Annotated in this window: 23 protein-coding genes; 20 read left to right on the forward strand and 3 right to left on the reverse strand. The window is 47.4% G+C overall.

Annotation, left to right across the window (positions count from 1 at the left end; translation table 11 throughout):
- The first annotated feature begins 183 nt into the window (after nt 1-183).
- From ABR335_RS07545 to ABR335_RS07570, 6 genes are all read left to right on the forward strand, one after another.
- Nucleotides 184-1,404: a multicopper oxidase family protein gene (locus tag ABR335_RS07545; protein ID WP_014097941.1), complete on the forward strand. Its 1,221-nt coding sequence runs from the start codon at nt 184-186 to the stop codon at nt 1,402-1,404.
- Between the two features lie 1,204 nt (nt 1,405-2,608).
- Nucleotides 2,609-2,863 (forward strand): SHOCT domain-containing protein, encoded by a 255-nt coding sequence (locus ABR335_RS07550; RefSeq protein ID WP_014097942.1) that lies wholly within the window; start codon nt 2,609-2,611, stop codon nt 2,861-2,863.
- A 162-nt stretch (nt 2,864-3,025) separates the two neighbouring features.
- On the forward strand, nt 3,026-4,966 hold the full coding sequence (locus ABR335_RS07555; RefSeq protein WP_014097943.1) for a CoA-disulfide reductase: 1,941 nt from the start codon (nt 3,026-3,028) through the stop codon (nt 4,964-4,966).
- Nucleotides 4,967-4,981: 15 nt separating this feature from the next.
- Entirely contained in the window at nt 4,982-5,341 is a 360-nt protein-coding gene (locus tag ABR335_RS07560) for a rhodanese-like domain-containing protein (protein ID WP_013859726.1), read from the forward strand.
- A gap of 188 nt (nt 5,342-5,529) precedes the next feature.
- Nucleotides 5,530-5,763 (forward strand): glutaredoxin family protein, encoded by a 234-nt coding sequence (locus ABR335_RS07565; protein WP_014097944.1) that lies wholly within the window; start codon nt 5,530-5,532, stop codon nt 5,761-5,763.
- A gap of 13 nt (nt 5,764-5,776) precedes the next feature.
- On the forward strand, nt 5,777-6,169 hold the full coding sequence (locus ABR335_RS07570) for a DsrE/DsrF/DrsH-like family protein (protein ID WP_013859724.1): 393 nt from the start codon (nt 5,777-5,779) through the stop codon (nt 6,167-6,169).
- A 38-nt stretch (nt 6,170-6,207) separates the two neighbouring features.
- On the opposite strand, the gene ABR335_RS07575 is transcribed toward ABR335_RS07570, so the two are convergent.
- Entirely contained in the window at nt 6,208-6,648 is a 441-nt protein-coding gene (locus ABR335_RS07575; RefSeq protein WP_013859723.1) for an Hsp20/alpha crystallin family protein, read from the reverse strand.
- Nucleotides 6,649-6,825: 177 nt separating this feature from the next.
- Between ABR335_RS07575 and ABR335_RS07580 the strand changes: the two genes are divergently transcribed.
- Nucleotides 6,826-8,250: a multicopper oxidase family protein gene (locus tag ABR335_RS07580; RefSeq protein ID WP_014097945.1), complete on the forward strand. Its 1,425-nt coding sequence runs from the start codon at nt 6,826-6,828 to the stop codon at nt 8,248-8,250.
- 254 nt (nt 8,251-8,504) lie between these two features.
- Here ABR335_RS07580 and ABR335_RS07585 read toward each other — a convergent pair whose 3' ends face one another.
- Nucleotides 8,505-9,590, reverse strand: coding sequence for a CdaR family transcriptional regulator (locus ABR335_RS07585; protein WP_014097946.1), 1,086 nt, complete (start codon nt 9,588-9,590; stop codon nt 8,505-8,507).
- 167 nt (nt 9,591-9,757) lie between these two features.
- Here ABR335_RS07585 and glcD point away from each other — a divergent pair, with 167 nt between their 5' ends.
- The 10 genes from glcD (at nt 9,758) to ABR335_RS07635 (ending at nt 17,816) form a co-directional block, all read left to right on the forward strand.
- A complete protein-coding gene (glcD, locus tag ABR335_RS07590; RefSeq protein ID WP_014097947.1) occupies nt 9,758-11,167 on the forward strand; it encodes a glycolate oxidase subunit GlcD in 1,410 nt (469 codons plus the stop codon).
- Nucleotides 11,164-12,504: a (Fe-S)-binding protein gene (locus tag ABR335_RS07595; RefSeq protein WP_168986047.1), complete on the forward strand. Its 1,341-nt coding sequence runs from the start codon at nt 11,164-11,166 to the stop codon at nt 12,502-12,504. The genes glcD and ABR335_RS07595 overlap by 4 nt, the downstream gene beginning before the upstream one ends.
- 287 nt (nt 12,505-12,791) lie before the next feature.
- A complete protein-coding gene (locus ABR335_RS07600; RefSeq protein WP_017550574.1) occupies nt 12,792-13,310 on the forward strand; it encodes a YqeG family HAD IIIA-type phosphatase in 519 nt (172 codons plus the stop codon).
- A gap of 2 nt (nt 13,311-13,312) precedes the next feature.
- A complete protein-coding gene (yqeH, locus tag ABR335_RS07605; RefSeq protein ID WP_017550573.1) occupies nt 13,313-14,419 on the forward strand; it encodes a ribosome biogenesis GTPase YqeH in 1,107 nt (368 codons plus the stop codon).
- Nucleotides 14,420-14,452: 33 nt separating this feature from the next.
- Nucleotides 14,453-15,295 carry a shikimate dehydrogenase gene (gene aroE / locus ABR335_RS07610; protein ID WP_017550572.1) on the forward strand — a complete coding sequence of 281 codons (843 nt, stop codon included), beginning with the start codon at nt 14,453-14,455 and terminating at the stop codon, nt 15,293-15,295.
- Nucleotides 15,289-15,579 carry a ribosome assembly RNA-binding protein YhbY gene (gene yhbY / locus ABR335_RS07615; protein ID WP_017550571.1) on the forward strand — a complete coding sequence of 97 codons (291 nt, stop codon included), beginning with the start codon at nt 15,289-15,291 and terminating at the stop codon, nt 15,577-15,579. The genes aroE and yhbY overlap by 7 nt, the downstream gene beginning before the upstream one ends.
- Nucleotides 15,580-15,590: 11 nt before the next feature.
- Nucleotides 15,591-16,160 (forward strand): nicotinate-nucleotide adenylyltransferase, encoded by a 570-nt coding sequence (locus ABR335_RS07620; RefSeq protein WP_017550570.1) that lies wholly within the window; start codon nt 15,591-15,593, stop codon nt 16,158-16,160.
- Entirely contained in the window at nt 16,150-16,719 is a 570-nt protein-coding gene (yqeK, locus tag ABR335_RS07625) for a bis(5'-nucleosyl)-tetraphosphatase (symmetrical) YqeK (protein ID WP_017550569.1), read from the forward strand. The genes ABR335_RS07620 and yqeK overlap by 11 nt, the downstream gene beginning before the upstream one ends.
- Entirely contained in the window at nt 16,720-17,073 is a 354-nt protein-coding gene (gene rsfS / locus ABR335_RS07630; protein ID WP_014097955.1) for a ribosome silencing factor, read from the forward strand.
- Complete coding sequence (locus ABR335_RS07635) at nt 17,070-17,816, forward strand: class I SAM-dependent DNA methyltransferase (RefSeq protein WP_014097956.1); 747 nt, start codon at nt 17,070-17,072, stop codon at nt 17,814-17,816. Before rsfS ends, ABR335_RS07635 begins: the two co-directional genes overlap by 4 nt.
- A gap of 80 nt (nt 17,817-17,896) precedes the next feature.
- Here the strand turns inward: ABR335_RS07635 and comER are convergent, their stop codons facing one another.
- Nucleotides 17,897-18,718: a late competence protein ComER gene (comER, locus tag ABR335_RS07640; RefSeq protein ID WP_341289089.1), complete on the reverse strand. Its 822-nt coding sequence runs from the start codon at nt 18,716-18,718 to the stop codon at nt 17,897-17,899.
- Between the two features lie 110 nt (nt 18,719-18,828).
- Here comER and ABR335_RS07645 point away from each other — a divergent pair, with 110 nt between their 5' ends.
- From ABR335_RS07645 to ABR335_RS07655, 3 genes are read left to right on the forward strand one after another with little or no spacing between them, the layout of a single operon-like run.
- Complete coding sequence (locus tag ABR335_RS07645) at nt 18,829-19,545, forward strand: helix-hairpin-helix domain-containing protein (protein WP_014097958.1); 717 nt, start codon at nt 18,829-18,831, stop codon at nt 19,543-19,545.
- Nucleotides 19,546-19,571: 26 nt separating this feature from the next.
- The gene (locus tag ABR335_RS07650; RefSeq protein WP_014097959.1) at nt 19,572-20,174 is read left to right on the forward strand and encodes a ComE operon protein 2; all 603 of its coding nucleotides are present in this window, start codon (nt 19,572-19,574) and stop codon (nt 20,172-20,174) included.
- A gap of 12 nt (nt 20,175-20,186) precedes the next feature.
- Nucleotides 20,187-22,469, forward strand: a complete 2,283-nt coding sequence (locus ABR335_RS07655; protein WP_014097960.1) for a DNA internalization-related competence protein ComEC/Rec2 — start codon at nt 20,187-20,189, stop codon at nt 22,467-22,469.
- Nucleotides 22,470-22,516: the final 47 nt, after the last annotated feature.

The following is a 22,516-nucleotide window of genomic DNA, read 5'->3' on the forward strand; positions in this document are numbered from 1 at the left end:
TATTATACCCCACTGTAAAAAAGTTGAAAACAAAGTTATTATACCCCACTGTAAAAAAGTTGAAAACAAAGATGCCAATGCACAACAGATGTTCACAAAATCGTCAATCTATAACGATGGATTTCCGGTGTTAAAAACCATTACAATGGTACTGAACATCAAAAAAGAAAAAGCAGGGGTAGGATGAACAAGACAAAGTTAGGGGCTCTGATTTTAATCGTGGCCATTGTGGGTATTGGCGGTGTTTTCTTTTATAATGGCTATGTGAAAATCAGCACAAATCATAAAGCGGCACAGCATCCGGATCTGCCCATTCCAGCCGTTTTAAAAGATACGAACCCGGATCCCAACGTGGCGGAGTATACTTTAACCGCACAGCAGGGGAAAAAGGCGTTTATTTCCGGGAAAACAACAGCAACGTACGGATATAACGGCGACTATTTGGGGCCGGTCATCCGGTTGAAAACGGGCGAAAAAGTGAATATCACCGTAAAAAATAAATTGCCGGAAGCAACGACGGTCCATTGGCACGGCCTCATTGTCCCGGGTTCGGCTGACGGCGGCCCGCATGCTGCCATCCAGCCGGGCAAAACATGGAAAGCAAAGTTTACGGTGAGCCAGCAGGCTGCCACGCTCTGGTACCATCCCCATCCGATGGGAAAAACAGGCGAACAGGTATACAAAGGCCTGGCCGGTCTGATTTATGTCGATGACAAACATGCGGAAAGCCTTGATATTCCGAAAGACTACGGCAAAAATGATTTTCCGCTTGTGCTGCAGGACCGCCGCTTTAACAAAAACGGCCAGCTCGTGTACAAATTAAATATGACAGATGAAATGTACGGCTTCCAGGGCACAACCGAACTGGTAAACGGCGCGGTGAAGCCGCAGTTAACGGTCAGGCGCGGCCTCGTCCGTTTCCGGATTTTAAACGGGGCAAACGGCAGGACGTACAATCTTCATCTGAGCGGCAACAGGACATTTGTGCAAATTGCATCCGACGGGGGATTTCTCAAGACGCCTGTGCAAATGAAAAAATTAACGCTTTCTCCCGGGGAACGTGCAGAAATTTTGGTTGATTTTTCAAAAATGAAAAACGGCAGCACGCTCCGGCTCCAAAATGGGAAAGAAACGCTCATGTATTTTAAAGTAAAAGGAAAGTCCGACCAGACCTACAAAGTTCCACAAAAACTGGCTGTGATCGAAAAAATGCCGGTGCAAGAAGCGGTGAAAACGCGGAAATTTGTCATGTCCGGCATGGGCCCGAACGTCAGCATTAACGGCAGGCAAATGAACATGGACCGGATAGATGAGGCGGTTAAATTAAATACGATGGAGAGCTCACCTAAACTTACACCGTTCCATTTTCTTTTATGGTCATTGCGTGCTATCCACACTTTGTAGCCTAAAGCCCGCCCTAATTTGGCAAGATCATATTGCATTTCTGAATGGGAGTTTTCCTCCGCCATATCTTTCTCTACTTCTTTATGTCGGCGTGCAATTGCTTTTACCTGCTTATCCAGTTCATTTTGTAATACAAGTTTTGCATTTTCATCGATGACTAAACGGTTCGATCCGATTTCAAAGAGAAGGCCGGCGAAAGCGCCCAAATCTTTGGACAGCATGTTACGGTATTCCTGATTTTTAAAGAGAATAATCTCCCTCATTTTTAAATACTCAGGCCAGGAGCCGAGTTTAATTTTTTGGCTGAACAGCAAATTAAAGCCTTTCACAATGGCTGTATTAAACGGAGGAAATAAAGTCGGATGCAAAAAATAGATTATATTTGCAACAGCCGGTCCTAGCCCTTTTATGTTGTATCCATTCAATTCACGTATTTCATCCAAAACTTGTTTTTCATTTGTTGCATTCAGGCACGCTTTCAAAAACCGCCCGAACGCTTTTTTGTTTGCCTCATTTTCGTAAATATCCGGGATACGCAGTTTTGGTTTCCAAAAAAATGCATGGGCGGCGCCTTCAAATATTTGTTTCTGTTCTGATATCGCCGTCACTACCGTTTCTAAACTGGAACCTTTAAAATCATTTCCAAACTTGCCTTCTTCAATTTCATCTATAACCTTTGCCAGGCTTTTTCTAATGGACCGGAAAGCTTTTAATCTATCATCATTATTTAAGAACCAAGTGTGGTATACGGACTCGGGGTCATTTTTATAGGTGTTGATGATGTCTTCCATTGATAAAACTCCTTTTTAAAAATGGCAATTTTACTAAATTATACTAATATTATATCTAAAAAATAGAGGCGGGGAACGAGTGGTAAAGAAAAAATTTGTTACAGAGACAATTGATGATAAAAAATGAAGTAATCCACACTGTCTAATTATGAGATAAAAAATCTTTTTGGGTCCACAACCCCTTATACCCCACTCCCCAAACGGTGATCAAAGTATGATATACCGAAAACCGGCATTTCTCAGCTTGTTCTGGACGTTGCGGATATTCCTCGAAAAACAAAGAATTAGTTGGAAGCCATTACAGGCCAATATAAGCATGTTTAAGGAATTTTTTAGAAAAAGGTGATACATTAAGTATGAAGATCGAAATATAATTTGGAGAGCGAAAATTAAAAATGAAAGGATGCTTGTCTATGCATATGTGGTACAATGAGTACGGTGGATACGGCATGATGGGCGTTTTCGGGATGATTGGCATGATCGTCCAGCTGTTGATTTTCATATTAATTATTTATTTGATTGTAATTGGCATTAAAAAAGTAAGCGAAAAAGATTTCGGGGTTCATCCGAAAGAAGACCGTAGCCTGGAAATATTGCGGGAACGGTATGCAAAAGGCGAGATCACGGAAGAAGAATTTAAGAAAATGAAGAAAGACTTGGCGGAATAAGGGGCTGCAATTGGCTCCTTTTTCGTTAAATTTTATTGACAATATACCTATAGGGGTATAAAATGAGTTTTGTAAATACCAAGTTAAATAAAAATCAAATTATTTTTTGGTTTCCAATATACCTATATGGGTATTTAGACAGATCATTAGGAGGTAAATATCATGGCTGTAAGGAAAGTGATCATCGTAGGAGGTGTAGCCGGCGGGGCAACCGCTGCCGCCAGACTCAGAAGGCTGAGTGAAGACATCCAAATCGTTCTTGTGGAACGCGGTGAATACATCTCTTTCGCAAACTGTGGATTGCCGTACTATATCGGCGAAACGATCAAGGACCGCAGCAATCTTCTTGTGCAGACGGTTGAGGGCATGTCGAAACGGTTCAATATAGATATCCGCACTTTAAGCGAAGTAACAAAAATTGATCCGGAGAAGAAGGCTGTCACCATACAAAACTTGCGGACCAATGAAGTGTACGAAGAAACGTACGACAAGCTGCTCTTGTCCCCGGGTGCACGCCCGATTGTGCCGCCTGTTCCGGGGCTGGGAGAAAACAAAACGCTCTTTACGCTTCGCAATATCCCGGATACGGATCGCATCAAAAACTTTGTGGATCAGGAAAAACCGGAACGTGCAGTGATTATTGGCGGCGGTTTTATCGGCCTTGAAATGTCGGAAAACCTTGCACATCGCGGGATTCAAGTGACAATCGTAGAGATGGCAAACCAAGTGATGGCGCCAATCGATTATGAAATGGCGAGCCTTGTACACAACCATTTGAAAGAAAAAGGCGTCCGCCTTGTGTTGGAAAACGGGCTTCAAGCTTTTGCAAATGAAGGAAAAAAAGTGATTTTATCAGACGGGACAGAAATTGAAACGGATATGACGATTTTGGCGATCGGCGTCCGTCCGGAAAACCAATTGGCAAAGGATACGGGCCTTGCTTTGGGCGGGCGCGGCGGCATTGTTGTTAACGAATACTTGCAAACTTCAAATGAAGATATTTACGCAGTCGGTGATGCGGTAGAAGTTGTGGATTACATCAACGGAAACAAGACAATGATCCCGCTTGCGGGACCGGCAAACCGGCAAGGGCGCATTGCCGCCAATAACATCATGGGCAAAAAGGAAAAATACGAGGGGACGCTCGGCACTTCGATTGCAAAAGTATTTGACCTCTCTGTTGCGGTAACCGGCAATAACGAAAAAACGCTGAAACGGCTTGGCGTGTCATACGAAGTCGTCCATATTCATCCGAGTTCGCATGCCGGCTATTATCCGGGCGCCACGCCGATTTCCTTGAAACTGATTTTTGACAAAGATACTGGAAAAATTTTCGGAGCACAGGCGGTCGGTACGGACGGCGCTGATAAACGGATCGATGTCATTGCGACGGCCATTAAAGGCGGCTTAACTGTTGAAGATTTGACGAACCTGGAACTTTCCTATGCTCCGCCATATTCTTCTGCGAAAGACCCGGTCAACATGGCTGGCTATGTCGCTACCAATCTCATGAACGGGGAACTCGAACATGTCCAGTGGCATGAAATTGACAAGATCATTGAAGATGACGGGATTTTGATAGACGTCCGGGAACCGATAGAACGCGAATTCGGCCATATCAAAGGATCGATCAATATTCCGCTGAACGAATTAAGGGACAGGCTCGATGAAATTCCGAAAGACAAAACCGTTTATGTCAGCTGCCAGGTTGGTTTGCGCGGCTATTTGGCTACGAGGATTCTGAAAAACAACGGTTTTGACGTGAAAAACGTGGACGGTGGATGGAAAACATACTCCGGCGTGTTTGGAAGCAACATTGAAAATGACAGCAAAACGACTGTGAATGACAGAGGCGAAACGGAAGTTACAGGTGAAGTACAGGCGGATAAAGTACTGGATGTGAGCGGTCTGGTTTGCCCGATGCCGGTGATCCGCTTGAAAAAAGGCATCGAAACAATTAAAAGCGGCGAAGTGCTTGAACTGCATGCAACAGACAGAGGCGCGCTCAATGATCTTCCGGCATGGTCAAGAAATGCAGGCCATCAAATTTTGAAAACCGAACAAGACGGACCAACGATTAAATTCTGGATTCAGAAAAAATAATAGCGGAGGCGCAATATGACGATCTTAAATATTGTCATCCTGGTATTGATCGTGCTGCTTGTGATTCCCCGCCTGATCCCGGCAAAAGGGGTCAGGCAGATCACCACAGCAACGTTAAAGAATGAATTAAAAGATAAAGGGAAGCAATTTATTGATGTGCGAACGCCTGCAGATTTCAAAGGGAACCACATCAAAGAATTTAAAAACATCCCTTTGCACCAGCTGGCCGAAAAATCCGCACAGCTTTCGAAAGACAAAGAAGTGGTGGTCATCTGCCGAAGCGGGATGAGAAGCAGCAAAGCATGCAAAATTTTAAAGAAACAGGGATTTAAGCAGATCACAAATGTAAAAGGCGGCATGTCAGCGTGGAGATAGCTTGGGATGCCAGATACCCCTCCCTGTATAATTCGGGCAGTCCACTGATAAATAGGTAAGAAGTGCTGATATGTATTGAATTTCCGCTGATATTTTCCAAAAACCGCTGATAAAAGCATGAGAACCGCTGATTTTTTATGAAACAGCATCGGAGATACCCCTTGTAAAACAAAAAGGAGAGAAGACAGATGAACAATGTAACAGTTTATACTACGACGCATTGCCCGTTTTGCGCGATGCTAAAAAACTTTTTAAACGGACAGAACATTCCTTACAGAGAAGTAAATGTGGAAAGGGTCCCTGCGATGATGCGGAAACTTGTCGCAACAACCGGGCAGATTGGCGTTCCACAAACCGAAATCAACGGCAAATGGGTGATCGGTTTTGACCCGGAAGGCATTATGCAGGCATTACAAAATTGAGGAGAGATGAAACATGGGAAAAGTAGCGATCATTGCAAGCAACGGCGGATTGTTTGATGCCTATAAAGTATTTAACATTGCAACGGCAGGGGCAGCGTCCGACATGGAGGTGGCCATCTTTTTCACATTTGAAGGATTGAACCTCATCCATAAAGAAGTGCATAAAAATTTGCCGATGCCGGAAGGAAAAGAAAACTATGCGGAAGGTTTTGCGAAAAGCAACACCCCTTCTATTCCTGAACTCGTTGAAATAGCAAAAGACCTGGGTGTAAAATTCATCGCCTGCCAGATGACAATGGATGTCATGGGCCTGAAGAAAGAAGATTTTATCGACGGCACTGAAGTCGGCGGCGCTGTCACTTTTCTCGAATACGCAAAAGATGCGGATGTAACGCTGGCGTTTTGAAAAAGAGCGGAGACTCTCCCTCGAGTCCCCGCTCTTTTTTATTGAATTTCAATCCTTTTTCCGGATGAACCTTCTTTCGTTTTCTTCGGGATGTTGATTTTCAGGACGCCGTTATCAAGGGTGGCGCTGATTTCGTCTTCTTTAATATTGTCGACATAGAACTGCCGGACGAATTCGCCGTAGCGGCGTTCCTGCCGAATGACTTTATTTTTTTCGTCTTTGCTTTCTTCCATTTGGTCGCGTTTTGCGCGGATCGTTAAATAGTTATTGTTCACATCAATCGTAATGTCTTCTTTGGAAAAGCCAGGCAATTCCGCTTCAACGAGATAAGCATCTTCTTTTTCAGTAATATCTGTCCGGAACGAGTTGGCATTACCGTTGAACGGTGTTAAAGCATTTGTGTCAAACATATCATTGAAGGTCTTAAGCATACGTTCGAAAACATCTTCATTCCTTCTGAATGGCATTAAATCAAACATCTCAAAATCCCTCCTTCTACTTACACTATCATTATACCCTGCTGAAATCGGTTTAAAACAAAGATACTATTCAAAATAAATTTGTTCACAAAAGCGTCAAAACTTATTAATAGAACTCCTGCACAAAAAAACGTTAAGATGATACCGAACATAAAAATAACAAAAAGCAGGGGTAATATGAAAAAGAGAGTATGGATAACAGCCATTATCCTATTGGCTATCGTGATCATCGGGGGTGCCGTTTTTTACAGTTGGCACGTGAAAAAGAGCGCGGAGCAAAAAGACGCGCAGCATCCTGCACTGCCGATTCCGGCGGTGCTTAAAGACACCAATCCGGATCCGGATGTGGCGGATTTCACTTTAACCGCACAGCATGGCAAAAAAGAATTTATAGCTGGAAAAACGTCAACGACATACGGGTATAACGGCAATTATTTAGGTCCTGTGATCAGGGTGAGAAAAGGCGAAAAGGTCAATATGACAGTAAAAAACGACTTAAAAGAAGTGACAACGGTACACTGGCATGGCCTTCTGGTACCGGGTTCCGCAGACGGAGGCCCACATAATACGATTTTGCCGGGCAAAACGTGGAAAGTCAGCTTTACCGTAAGCCAGCAGGCAGCCACGCTTTGGTACCATCCGCACCCGATGGGAAAGACGGGTGAACAGGTTTATAAAGGCCTGGCCGGGCTGATTTATGTCGATGATCAAAATTCGGAGAAACTAGATATCCCGAAAGACTACGGAAAAAACGATTTTCCGCTCGTGCTGCAGGACCGCCGTTTTACGAAAAACGGGCAATTGTCCTATAAATTGGACATGAACGACCAAGTATTCGGCTTTCAGGGCACGACCGAACTCGTCAACGGCGTAATCCAGCCGCAATTGACAGTCAAACGCGGTCTTGTCCGCCTCCGGATTTTAAACGGCTCAAACGGCAGGACGTATAATCTGCACCTAAGCGGCAACCAAACATTTACGCAAATTGCATCTGACGGCGGGTTCCTTGCATCGCCGGTGAAAATGAAAAAACTGACACTTTCAGCCGGAGAGCGCGCGGAAATCCTTGTTGATTTTTCCAAGCTAAGAGACGGCGGTATGCTCCAGTTGAAAAACGGAAAAGAAACGCTGATGTATTTTAAAGTTAAAGGCAAATACACAAAATCTTACAGCGTCCCAAGGAAACTTGCAACCATTAAGAAAATCCCGGATTCAAAAGCGGTCAAAACCCGCAAATTTGTGATGAGCGGCATGGGCCCGAATGTCAGCATCAACGGCAAGCAAATGGATATGAACCACATTGATGAAACAGTGAAACTGCATTCCATCGAAATTTGGGAAATCAAAAACGCTTCAACTTCCATGGGGACGAAAAAAATGGTGCACCCGTTCCATGTCCACGGTGTCCAGTTCCAGATTTTGAGCATAAACGGCAAAACGCCGCCTGCAAATGAGCAGGGCTGGAAAGATACAGTGCTCGTCAATCCGGGAGATACGGTGAAAGTGATAATGCGGTTCCCGTTTAAAGGCATTTATATGTATCACTGCCATATCCTCGAACATGAAGACCTTGGCATGATGGGGCAGTTTGAAGTGAAATAAGCCAGAAAGGGAGTTCTCGCAAAAGTCCTTTTTAAACAAGAAAACCCGTTGAGAAATTACTTTTTCTCAAAGGGTTTTCTTGTTTAGAGCAAAATTTTCCCGAGGAAACGGTTCAGAGAAGCTTTGTCAGGATCATTAGAGCAAAAATCTCTGGAGAAACGGCTTTGAGAAGCTGTGTCACGACCGTTAGAGCAAAATTCCTACTTAAATGGGGCTTTTGGGACAGCTCCGTTACGCTTTCAGTGAAAAATCTTCTACTCCGCCAAATGTACCGCCAAATAAAACAGTGCAATGCCTTCCGCTGTTTTCGGATCAATGCCCGTGACTTCGGTGATTTGCTTCAGCCTGTAATGGAGCGTATTAATATGCACATGGAGCTGTGCGGCTGTTTCTTTCAGCGACAGGTTGTTTGCAAGATAGGCTTGCAATGTTTCTGCGAGGCCCGCATGTTCCTGCAGTTTCGCGATTGTTTTTTGCAAATACTCCTGGCGCGCCTCTTCCGACACTTCTTCTATCAGCAGATCAAGGAGCAGGTCTTCATAAAACACAATACCGCCATTTTTTCCGGCAACTTTCAAAGCTTTCTGTGCTTCTTTGAACGACTGGCGGATCACATATGTACCGGCTGTTTTTCCGACCCCGACTGCGCAATTTGGCGCAAATCGCCGCTTAAAATCTTCCAATTGCCCATAAAACCGTTCTTTTGAAAACGGCGCTTCCACGCTTTTCAGCAGCAAAAACAACCCCGGACTCCAGTGCACAATCATGTCGCGGTCCGTTTCAATATAGGATTGCAGCCGTTCAAATATTTCTGTTTCCCCCGATGGCGGCACCGCCATTTTTAAAAAACAGCAGATGTGAGGCACCTGCATCGGAATCCCAAGCATCAGTCCCCGTTCAACGAAATGCTGGTCATACGCCTTTACTGTCGCCCATTCGTAGAAATATGCCTCGAGCCCCCTCGTTTTGGACCGTGCTTGTTCAGCATGGACGGTTTCCTGAATAATAAGCTCCGTCAGCCGGCGGATCAGCTCCGCATAATGTTCGACTTCTTTCGGATTGCCGGTGACGCCGATAACGCCAATCGTCCTCCCTTCGAACCGGATCGGCATATTGATCCCCATCCGCACCCCTTCCATTTGCGCCGCCATTTCTTCATCAATATACAATTTTTTGTTCGTTTGAAAAACTTTCTGTGCCCCCATATGGAAGTTTCCAATCCGGTCTTTTTGCGTCGAGGCCATGATCACCCCGTTTTCGTCCACAACAATAATATCCTCATCCATCACCGACTGCACTTCATTCACGATTTTTCCGGCAATTTTTGGAAACAACAGCATGTTGACCACCTTTGTATATAAATTTAAAAATCAACCAATAGTAACCGCTAAACTTTGTATTTTTATCTATATCATTCTTGCACTTTTAGCTTTATCATAAAATGAAGCACAAAACAATATTTTTCTCGTTAAAATATTGAAAATTTGCAGAACGGGGGGAAGGTTTGATGATTCAAGCCGATATAAAAGAAAAACTGCAGCAAATTGTTGGCCCGGAAAATTACGATGATTCGAAGGCGGGCAGGCTTGTGTATTCGTATGATGCAAGCCCGCAGTTTCAGTCAATGCCGGATGCGGTCGTGGCGCCGCGCAATAAAGAAGAAGTGCAGAAAATCGTAAAAATTTGCAACAAACACCGGATTCCTATTGTGCCGCGCGGATCCGGCTCCAACCTTTGTGCCGGCACATGCCCGATAGAAGGCGGCATCGTGCTGTTGTTTAAGCATATGAACAAGATTTTGGAAATTGATGAAGAAAATCTGACGGTGACGGTTGAGCCCGGCGTGATCACGCTCGATATGATCAAAGCGGTGGAAGCAAAGGGGCTGTTTTATCCGCCGGACCCGAGTTCGATGAAGATTTCGACCATTGGCGGCAATATCAACGAAAATTCCGGCGGGCTGCGCGGTTTGAAATACGGGGTGACCCGCGACTATGTGCTGGCACTTGAAGCCGTGCTTGCAAGCGGTGAGGTCATCCGCACCGGCGGAAAACTGGCGAAAGATGTAGCCGGCTACGATTTGACGCGGCTTTTGGTCGGTTCGGAAGGGACGCTCGCCGTCATTACGGAAGCGACGCTGAAACTTTTGCCGATGCCGGAAGCAAAAAAGACGATGCTGGCGCTTTACCAGGATATTGAAGCGTGTGCGCAAACGGTTTCCGACATTATTGCGAACCGGATCATCCCGGCGACGCTGGAATTTCTGGACCAGCCGACACTGCAGGCGGTGGAAGCTTTTGCGCATATCGGCCTACCGACCAATGTGAAGGCAGTGCTTTTGATCGAGCAGGACGGCCCGCAGGAAGTGGTGGAACGCGATATTGAAAAGATCGCGGAAATTTGCCGCAAGCAACATGCAGTCGATGTAAAGGTGGCAGCTTCCCCGGAACATGCGGAAGCGCTCATGACGGCAAGAAGGAGCGCTTTAAGCGCACTCGCCCGCCTGAAGCCGACAACGATTTTGGAAGATGCGACCGTGCCGCGTTCCGAAGTCGCAAAGATGGTGGTGGCAATCAATGAAATTGCTGAAAAATACGGGCTCCATATCGGGACATTCGGCCATGCGGGGGACGGGAATCTGCACCCGACCTGTCTTGCTGATATCCGCGATCAGGACGAAATGGAGCGGGTTGAAAAAGCGTTTGCGGAAATTTTTCAAAAAGCGATTGAACTGGGCGGCACGATTACCGGCGAACATGGCGTCGGGATGGCTAAAGCGCCGTACCTTGAATGGAAACTCGGGAAACCGGGCATTAGCGTCATGAATGCGATCAAAAATGCGCTGGACCCGAACCATATTTTAAATCCCGGCAAAGTCTTTGCCAAAGAAACGGATCGAGTGGTGATGGAAAAATGATAACACAAGAACAGCAAAAAGAAATCCAGCAGAAATTCAGGGATAGAATGGACGAAGACCAGCTTTTAAACTGCATGCGCTGCGGCTTTTGCTTACCGTCTTGCCCGACCTATATTGAATCGGGGTTCAAAGAATCGCACTCGCCGCGCGGCCGGATTGCATTAATGAAAGCCGTTGTGGACGGCGTTATCGAACCGGATGAAGATGTGGAGCGCTCTTTGGACCTGTGCCTCGGTTGCCGGGCTTGCGAAGCGGTATGCCCGCCCGGCGTCCAATACGGGCATCTTTTGGAAGAAGCGCGCGATATTATCCAGCAATCGAAGAAAAAGAAGCAGTCTCTGCCGGTAAAAGTGATCCGAAAAGCGGTCTTTGAAGAATTGTTTCCGCACCAGAACCGGATGCGTGCTTTAACAGGCCTGATCGGCTTTTACCAGCGAAGCGGCTTGCAAAAAGCGGCGCATGCGACAGGCGCTTTAAAACTTTTGCCAAAAAATCTATCGTCTATGGAAAAAGTGCTGCCAAACATCCCAAAATGGAAGGAAATGAAACAGCGCCCGGAACATCTGATGCCAAAAGCAGAAGTAAAAAAACGCGTTGCCTTTTTTACCGGCTGCCTGATGGATACGATGTTCATGGAGACCAATGATGCGACAATGAAACTATTGCAGCTTGCCGGCTGTGAGGTTGTCATTCCGCAGGACCAGGTATGCTGCGGGGCGCTGCACGGCCACGGCGGCGAAAAAGAGATGGCAAAAGACCTTGCCCGCCGCAATATCAAGGCTTTTGAAGATTTGCACGCCGAATATATTATTACGAATGCCGGTGGTTGCGGCGCCTATTTAATCGATTATGGCCATTTGTTAAAAGACGATCCGGAATGGGCGGAACGGGCCGCGGCATTTTCAAGCAAAATAAAAGATATCTCTGCTATCCTCGTAGAACTGGGCTTCCATAAACGGAAACTCAGCCTCCCGGAACAAGTGGTGACGTACCAGGATTCATGCCATTTGCGCAATGTGATGAAGACCTCTTCTGCCCCGCGCCTGCTCCTTGACGCGATCGAAAATGTGGAATTCCGGGAAATGAAGGAAGCGGACCATTGCTGCGGGTCGGCCGGCATTTACAATATTGTCGAGTCGGAGATGTCCATGCAAATTTTGGATCATAAAATGGAACACGCAAAAGCAACACATGCCACAACCATTGTGACCGCCAATCCGGGCTGCCTGCTGCAAATGAAACTCGGGATCGAACGGGCTGGTTTAAGCGGAAAAGTCCGCGCTGTCCATATCGCCGACTTGCTGATCGAAGCGATTGGGGAAAAAGTGCCGGTATAAAGCGCAAAGTTTTTTAGCGGACCGGGCATAGCGACCTTGCGATTTACCCATGGAGTCGAACCGAACTGTTAGAAAGCAATCAAAACCGCTGAGCGTACCCTGCCCGGCGGTTTTTCCTGTTTTTCCGGCTTTCGGGGAACTGGGTATTGCTATCAGTTGAATCTTTTGCAAAAATTGTTATGATAAAAGAAACTTGAATGAAGCATATTCGGGACAATATACGCATAAACGGGCGGATAAGCTTGCATCTTGTGGACAGAACGGTAAAATGAATGGAGTGTCACGGATTGATCTTGAAAAATTTTTTGCCGGATCGGCAAGTGAAATCGGTGTTGTCAATCAGGCCGGAAGAATTAAAAAAGCATGGCATTAGAGCCATCATCACCGATTTGGACAATACATTGGTCGAATGGGACAGGCCGAGTGCGCCGCCAAAACTGGTCCAATGGTTCCAAGACATGCAGGAACATCATATCAAAATCACGATTGTTTCCAATAATAATGAAATGAGGGTCAAAACATTCGCGGACCCGCTTGGCATCCCGTTTCTTTTCAGAGCGAGAAAACCGCTTGGCAAAGCGTTTCGTAAGGCGCTTGCCATCATGAACGTGAAAAAGGAAGAAACTGTCGTGATCGGCGACCAGCTTTTGACCGATGTGCTCGGTGGCAATAGAAGCGGTTTTTATACGATTCTCGTCGTTCCGGTTGCGCAATCAGACGGATTTGCGACAAAACTCAACCGGATGATTGAACGCCGGATTATGGGTTGGTTCAGGAAAAAAGGTTATTTGACTTGGGAGGATTGAATTTGGAAAAACAAGCTGTCCATTGTATCGGCTGCGGGGCACTCATCCAGACGGAAGATCCGGATGAGGCAGGTTACGCGCCAAAATCTGCGCTGGAAAAAGAGCAGGTCATTTGCCAGCGCTGTTTCAGATTGAAACATTACAATGAAGTGCAGGACGTGCCGCTTACAGACGATGATTTTTTAAAAATTTTAAACCGGCTCGGGCAAGTGGATGCGCTTGTTGTAAAAATTGTCGATATTTTTGATTTCAACGGGTCCTGGCTGCCGGGATTTCACCGTTTCGCGGGCAAAAACCCGGTTCTTTTAATCGGCAATAAAGAGGATCTCCTGCCAAAATCGGTGAAAAGAGCGAAAATGGCCAACTGGATGAAGCAGCAGGCGAAAGAACTCGGGCTCCGTCCGGTTGATGTGCTGCTTGTGAGCGCAGCAAAGGGGCACGGCATGGATGAAGCGATGGTTGCCATCGAACAGTACCGGAACGGGAAAGATGTGTATGTTGCCGGCTGTACGAATGTTGGGAAATCCACTTTTATCAATCGCATTATACGGCAGGCAACAGGGGAAAAAGATGTCATCACTACATCTTATTTTCCGGGGACGACGCTGGATATGATCGGCATCCCGCTTGATGACGGGACCTCTCTTTATGACACGCCGGGGATCATCAACCACCACCAGATGGCGCATTTCGTCGGGAAGAACGAATTAAAGGTGATTACGCCGAAAAAAGAAATCAAGCCGACCGTATTCCAGCTGAACGAGCAGCAGACGCTGTTTTTCGGCGGTCTTGCACGGCTTGATTATATAAAGGGCGGCAGACGTTCATTTGTCTGCTATGTTTCAAATGCTTTAAAGATTCACCGTACAAAACTTGAAAATGCGGATGATTTGTATGCGCGCCAGCTCGGGGAACTGCTCCAGCCGCCGGGAAAAGCGGAAGCCGCGGATTTCCCGGCGCTCGTTCGCCATGAATTTTCCATTAAAGAAGGAAAGACGGATATTGTTTTTTCCGGGCTTGGCTGGGTGACGGTCAACGAACCGGGCGCCGTTGTCGCGGCCTATGTGCCAAAGGGTGTTCAGGTCATGCTGCGCCAGTCGTTGATCTGAAAAAGGTTCTGTTTTTAACGGGGAGTGAGAAATGTGCGCGATTTATATGGGGTGATCGGTGACCCGATTGCCCATTCGCTGTCGCCTGCGATGCACAATGAAGCATTCCGGGCACTCGGGATTGATGCAGACTATCATGCTTTCCATGTCACGCCGGAAAATCTGGAAGCCGCCGTAAACGGCATGAAAGCAATCGGCGTGGCCGGATTTAATGTGACCATTCCGCATAAGCAGGCGATCATGCCCTATTTGGATGAGATTGACTTGCTTGCGGAAACGATCGGTGCGGTGAATACCGTTGTCCGCACTCCACACGGATGGGCCGGGTATAATACAGACGGCCCGGGGTTTATGCAGGCGCTGAAAGAAGAAAGCGGTCGGGTGATTTCCGGGGAAAAAGTGCTTGTCATCGGCGCGGGCGGTGCGGCAAGAGCGATTTATTATACGCTATGCCGGGAAGGGGCAGTAACCGTTGATCTGTGCAACCGCACGGTAAAAAAAGCGGAAGAAATGCGGGACGAAAGCCCTTTTCCGTGCCCGTCAAAGGTGCTTACGCTTAAAGAAGCGGAAGAACAGCTGGGAGAATATACGCTGATTGTGCAGACGACATCGATCGGCATGCATCCAAATACAGACGCACAGCCGCTTTCCGTCCGCAATTTAAATCCAGATGCGTTTGTATCTGATATTATATACAATCCGTTTGAAACGAAATTTTTAAACGAAGCAAAAAAACGCGGCGCCCGGGTGCAAAACGGCCTCGGCATGTTTATTTACCAGGGGGCTATTGCGTTTGAAAAATGGACCGGTGTGAAGCCGGATACCAGGAAAATGAAAAACGTCGTTGAAAGCATTCTAGGAGGAAACTCATGTTAACAGGTAAACAAAAACGTTTTTTGCGGGCAAAAGCCCACCATTTGAGCCCGATTTTTCAGGTCGGAAAAGGCGGGGTCAATGAAAATATGGTCAAACAGGTGCAGGAGGCGCTTGAAGCGCGGGAACTGATCAAAATCAGCGTCCTGCAAAACTGCGATGAAGATAAAGATACTGTTGCCGCAGCGCTTGCAGAAGGGGCGCGTGCGGAACTCGTGCAAATCATCGGCAATACGATTGTCCTTTATAAAGAATCGAAAAACCATAAAGAGATTGTTTTGCCTTAAGGGTGGGCGGCATGAAAAGAGTGGGTATTTTAGGGGGGACGTTCGACCCTCCGCATATTGGTCATTTGATTATCGCGAACGAAATTTTGCAGGATCTGAAACTTGACGAAGTCCGTTTTATGCCAAACCAGGACCCGCCCCATAAAGAAAAAACGGCCGGCATCACTGGCCATGACCGAATCAAAATGCTCACGCTTGCCATTTCGGGGCAGCCGGCATTTTCGATTGAGGGAATAGAGATGGAGAGGCCCGGCCGCTCCTACACCTATGACACAATGGTGCTGCTTAAAAAGCGGGAACCTGATACGGACTTTTATTTTATCATTGGCGCGGATATGATCGAATACTTGCCGAAATGGCGGAATATCGACCAACTCGTTCGGCTCGTCCGCTTTGTCGGCGTCAACCGGCCGGCATATTCGCACCAGACCAAGTATCCTGTCCAATTTGTTGAAATTCCGGAAATTCATATTTCCTCGTCACTGATCCGTGAACGTCTGCAAAAAAATCGGTCGGTAAAATATTTAATTCCGGATGCAGTGTGGGAATATATAAAGGAGCATCATTTATATGGAACGTGAGAAAGCATTGGAACTTGTCAAAGCACAGCTGACGGAGCGCCGTTACATCCATACGCTCGGTGTTGCTGAAAGCGCCGTCCGGCTGGCGAAAAAATATCATGCTGATCAGAAAAAAGCCGAACTTGCGGCGATTTTTCATGATTATGCAAAATTCCGCCCGAAAGAGGAAATGAAACAAATCATCCTCGACCAGAAAATGGACGAACGGCTGCTTTCTTTTCATCATGAATTATGGCATGCCCCTGTTGGCGCTTATTTGGTGGAAAAAGAAGCCGGCGTCACGGACTGGGAAGTGCTCGATGCCATCAAGTACCATACATCAGGCAGGGCTGGAATGGCGTTGCTTGAAAAAATTGTATATCTGGCTGATTATATTGAACCCGGCCGGAATTTTCCGGGTGTCGAAGAAGCAAGGCGGCTTGCGGCCAAAGATCTCGATGAAGCAGTATTGTATGCAGCCGGGCATACCATTACATTTTTAATTGGCCGGAATCAGCCCGTTTTTCCGGATACGATTGCGTTATACAATGATTTAGTGATGAAGAAAGAAGGGGAGTAAATGGACAATCAGACGTTATTAAAAACAGTCGTAAAAGCTTGCGATGATAAACGTGCGGAAGACATCGTGGTCCTCGATATGCGCGGGATTTCATTGATTGCGGATTATTTCCTGATCTGCAATGGGAATTCCGATAAACAAATTCAGGCGATCGCCCGTGAAGTGAAAGAAAAAGCGGAAGAAGCAGGAACTGCGGTCAGGCGCATGGAAGGGTTTGAAGAGGGAAAATGGGTGCTGATTGACCTTGGGGATATTGTCGCCCATATTTTTAACCGTGATGAACGGAATTACTATAATTTGGAAAGGCTTTGGGGAGACGCACCGACTGTTAGTGCGGAGAGCGTCTTGCAATGAGCTACGAAAATTTCGCCTACGTATATGATGCGTTGATGGAAGATGCCCCCTATCCGCAATGGCTGCAGTGGGTGAAGCAGCAAAGGGAGCGGCATGGTGTCAAAGGAAGGCGCATGCTCGATCTTGCCTGCGGTACCGGTGAACTGTCACTGCTGCTTGCACGGGAAGGTTTTGAAGTAACGGGCGTTGATTTATCGGAAGACATGCTTACAGTCGCGAGCGGAAAAGCACTGGCTGAAGGGGCACACCTCACTTTCCTGCAGCAGGATATGCGCGCGCTTTGCGGCCTGCATGATTTTGATATGGTCACGATTTTTTGTGATTCTCTGAACTATTTGGAAACGGAAACAGAGGTCAAAGAAACGTTCCGGCATGTGCATGCAGCCCTGAAGGCCGGGGGAATGTTTTTGTTTGACGTGCATTCCGTTTATAAAACAGATGTGTTATTCCCTCATCACACTTTTGCCGATAACGGGGATGAGGTTTCCTATATCTGGAACTGCTTTCCGGGTGAGCGCCCGCATGCCGTTGAACATGATCTCAGTTTTTTCGTATATGATGAGAAATCCGGCTTGTATGAACGTTTTGATGAATTACATAAACAGCGGACGTTTCCGGTTGCTGATTATGAAAACTGGCTTACGGAATCGGGCTTCCATGTTATGCCGCCCGCTGCTGATTTTACAGAAGAAGCGCCCGGCCCAAAAAGTGAAAGGATATTTTTTACGTGCATCAAACGATAAAAGCATTCTGCCTACGCAGAATGCTTTTTTTGAAAAAAATTTAAAAAAGAAGCAGGAATAAACAGAAAGATGTCGAAATATCATGGTGTGCCGAATTGCCCGGCCACCGCGTCCGTATCCTCCTTAAATTTCTCATGCGTCGCTTCAAACAGTTTTTCGAATAAGCCATCCGTCCCTTTTTCAAGCACCTTTAATCCTTCGCCGGTGATACCGCCTTTTACCGTCACTTTTTCCTGCAGGGCAGGTAGCGTATAAATTTGCTGCTTCAGCAGTTCCCCCAGGCCGATCAACATCTCAGCCGTTAATATGCAAGCGGTGTCGCTGTCAATCTTTGTTTTGTTGACGGCTCCTTCTATCATTTTTTGTGCCAAAAAACTGAAAAAAGCAGGACCGCAGCTGACCAAATCCGATGCCACTCTCGTGATTTGCTGGTCAACTTCAACCGGGGTGGATATTTTGGAGAACAATGTTTTTAATTTTCCCTGCCACTCGCTTGTGCACTGGCTGCCAAATGTCAGCAACACCGCACCGGCAGCTGCCCTGTTTGTAATGCTCGGGATGGCTCTTGCGCACGAGCAGGGAACCATTGTGGCGAGCTGCCCGACTGTAACCGGGCTTGTAATGCTGACAAGGCACTGATCATTCCGGAAGGCGCCCCCAGCCTTCTCTAGAATGCCGTGAATCTCAAGCGGTTTTACACACAGCAAAATTAAGTCGCTCTCCAAAATAGTATTTTCTATATTTTTAACCTGCATCCCGGGATACTTGTTTGCAAGTTTTGCGGCTTTTTCAGGTGTGCGATTTGTGATCCGGAATTGTGCAGGCGTAACGGCTTTTGTTTCTATCAAAGCTTCAATTAACATGCTACCCATATTTCCCGTTCCGATCACGCCAATGTTCATGCTGGCTTCCCCTCCTCAAGCCGCCGATCTTTCAGCGCCCGGTACAATATATGCGCAAATTCAGGCGATTATGTATCCAAAAACAAAAAGAAAAAAAGAGGTGAACGTCTTTGAAAACGTTGTTTCTCAAATACCGCTGGCATGCTGCTGCGGCTGTCGCAGCCATTACGATTGCAATCTTTTACTATTTTAGCCAAAATGGAGGTATGGACACTGCTTCCGGGGCTTACCAGCAACCCGAAACGGCCGTGCAGTCCGGACAGCCTGCGGAGGGCGGGACAGATGTGCAAAATCAAAACGGGACCCAAAATACCGCACAAACGCAAGCCCCGGCCCAAACGCAGAACGCTGCCGAAGTTTACGTGGATGTAAAAGGCGCGGTGAAGCATCCCGGCATCTATAAAGCAGAAGCGGATGACCGGGTCTATGACCTCATTCAGGAAGCAGGGGGCTTTAATGAAAACGCCGACCGGAATCAGGTCAATCTCGCGCAGAAAGTAAAAGATGAAATGGTGATTGAGGTGCCGAAAAAAGGCGAAAAAGCGGCTTCTGCCCAAACTGCCACGGCGGCTGCCGGAATTTCTGCGCCCGCTTCCTCTTCTTCCGGGACGGCGGCAAGCGGTGAAGCGGCCGCACAGGTCAATATCAATACGGCCGACCAGACCCAGCTTGAAACGCTTCCGGGCATCGGGCCGTCAAAAGCTGCGGCCATTATCGAATACCGGGAGAAAAACGGCCCTTTTCAAAAACCGGAAGATTTGAAAAATGTGTCGGGGATTGGGGACCAGACTTTTGCGAAAATCGAAAATTCCATCACTTTACAGTAATCACATGAGCAGAAAGGAAGAGAAAAATGGACCGGATTTCCTGGAACCAGTATTTTTTGGCGCAAAGCCATTTATTATCCTGGCGGAGCACTTGTTCAAGGCTTGCGGTTGGGGCGACGATCGTCAGGGATAAAAGAATTATCGCAGGCGGCTACAACGGATCGATCGCGGGGGACGAACACTGCATTGACAAAGGCTGCTACGTGATTGATGGACATTGCGTGCGGACCATCCACGCGGAGATGAATGCGATTTTGCAATGTGCAAAGTTCGGGGTGGCAACAAACGGCGCGGATCTTTATGTGACTCATTACCCGTGCCTGCACTGTACGAAAGCAATTATTCAGGCAGGGATTCAAAACGTGTACTATGCCCAAGATTACCGGGTACATCCGTATGCAAAGGAGCTTTTTGAAAAAGCGGGGGTGCATGTCGAACATGTCCCGTTCCATCCGGAAACGCTCGATATCCGGGCGAAAGAAAAAGCCAAACTGGTGGAGAAATTATTCATGATTGCAAAGGACCACGGGGCGGAAGCGGCAGAACTGGAGGAATTGCAGCAAATGGCGGCGGCATTATTTGCAGGCACTTATCAAGAAACGGAAACGGGATCCGTTCCGAAAGCGTAACACGGTGATGGTGTGAAAGGCAACTGGCTGTTCGCCGCGCTCGCCACGTTAAGCGGCATCCTGATTGGCCTTCACGCGCCGCTGCTTCTGGTTCTTTCGGCCCATTTGGTTTGGATCCGGATTTTCCTGGCCCGAAACCGGCCTTTGCTCCTTTTGTCCGCTGTTTTTTACGGGTTGGGGTTTTTGAGCGGTACCTTTCAGACAGTTGCGTATGATACAAAGTTTCATGCCGGCAGTGCCCGGATGCCCGTCCGCTTCAGCGATTATCCGCGTATCGACGGGAACGCGATCAAGGGAAAGGCGGAAACCGGGAAAGAAACGTTTATGTTAACGTATTACGCTGGGAACGAAGCAGAACTGGAATCTTTGAAACAAACCTTATCCCCCGGAACGGTTTGCATGGCTCAAGGGGAACTGGAAGCCCCTGAGCCAAACCGCAACCCGTCTACATTTAACTACCGCACCTATTTGGCTCATCAGCATATCCGCTGGATTTTAAAAGCGGACCGGCTTTCCGCGTGCAACAGCCCGCCACAGCATCTGCTCGGTTTCTTGAAAAAAATCCGCCACCACTTCCTGCTTCAAATTCAAAAAACATTTCCGGAAAAATCCGTACCGTATGCAGAAGCGCTTTTATTTGGCGAGCAAACAGACTTTGATGACGATGTTTACCAGCTGTACCAGCGGCTTGGCGTCGTCCATCTGCTTGCCATTTCCGGGCTTCACGTGCAGCTCGTTGCCGGGTTTTGCTACTATTTGTTCATCCGGCTCGGGATGACAAGGGAACGTGCCGCCGTTTGTTTACTGGGGGTGATGCCGGTTTATGCGGTATTATGCGGCATGAACCCGCCAGTTGTCCGGTCGGCGGCGATGACGATGCTGCTTGTGCTGGCTGGGCAAAAAAAACTGCCAATCGGGCCGCTCGATGCTTTGTCCATCTGTTTCATTTTGTATGGGTTAAAAAATGCAAATATCGTGTATAATATCGGATTCCAGCTCTCTTTTGCCGTTTGCGCCGCACTGCTTCTTTCAGGGCCTCTTTTAGAGCGGTTCCGGGGCCCGTTGCAAAAAGGGCTCGCAATCTCGTTCATTTCCCAGCTTGCGGCCCTCCCCATCCTTTCTTATTCATTTTACGCGTTTTCTATTGCGGGGCTTGTTGCCAATCTTTTTTATGTGCCGCTTTATACGTATGTTTTGCTCCCGCTTGCTGCGCTTGCCTTTGTTTCAGAATGGGCGCCGCCGCTGTTTTCCATCTTTGCCACGTGTTTTGACGGGCTTGTAACGCTGTCGGAAAAAACGGGGGAAGCGTTCGACGGCCGCTGGTCCACGCTCGTTACCGGGAGGCCGCCATACTGGGGATTGATCCTGATGACAGGTGCGGGATTTTATGGTTTGGTGGCGATGGAAAACGGCAAGAAAACGATCCGGGCTGTCCTGCCACTTTTTTCTGTGCTTTTGCTCCTCCTTGCGGCAAACAGATATCCGCTTTTCGGTAAAATCACCTTTATTGACGTCGGGCAGGGGGATAGTATTTTAATCCGGCTGCCGCTTTCAAGGGGGACGTATTTGATTGACACAGGAGGGACCGTCCAGTTTCCGGAACCGGCATGGAAAAAAAGGGAGCATCCGTTTGAAACCGGCAAAGATATTGTGGTGCCATTTCTAAAAAGCCAGGGGATTACAACGATTGATAAGCTGATTTTAACGCACAGCGACGAGGACCATATTGGCGGCGCAACGGCGGTGATCACGTCTCTCCGCGTCAAAGAAATCGATATCTCGCCCCATTCATGGGAAAAACCGCTGATGCAGAAGGTGCTCGCTTGTGCCCGACAGAAAAAAATCCCGGTATATGAAATGAAAAGTGGGAACGGATGGCAAAACAAATCGGGCGTATTTCAATATCTTTCGCCGTTTGACGAAACGTATGAGGGGAATAATGACTCGCTTGTCCTTTATGCGAAAACAGGGGGAAAGACGTGGCTGTTTACCGGAGACCTTGAGCAGGAAGGAGAAGAAAAACTCGTGGCGGCTTATCCGGATATCCACATTGACGTACTAAAAGCCGGGCATCACGGCAGCAAAACTTCGACAAGCGAAACGCTCATCCAAAAGTATCATCCGCGGATCGCCGTCATTTCTGTCGGAAAGCATAACCGTTTCGGGCATCCATCTCCGGAAGTGGTCAAACGGCTCAGCGAAAACGGGGTATTCATATTCCGGACGGATGAGGACGGGGCGGTGCAATACCGCTTTTTCAAAGAAAAGGGAACCTTTTCTACCGTCCTCCCATAATATACATTAATTAAGGAACCGTCCGGAATGGCTTCGGCACTGCCCGG

The sequence above is a fragment of the Heyndrickxia faecalis genome (genome assembly GCF_040267745.1).
GTDB lineage: Bacteria > Bacillota > Bacilli > Bacillales > Bacillaceae_C > Weizmannia > Weizmannia faecalis.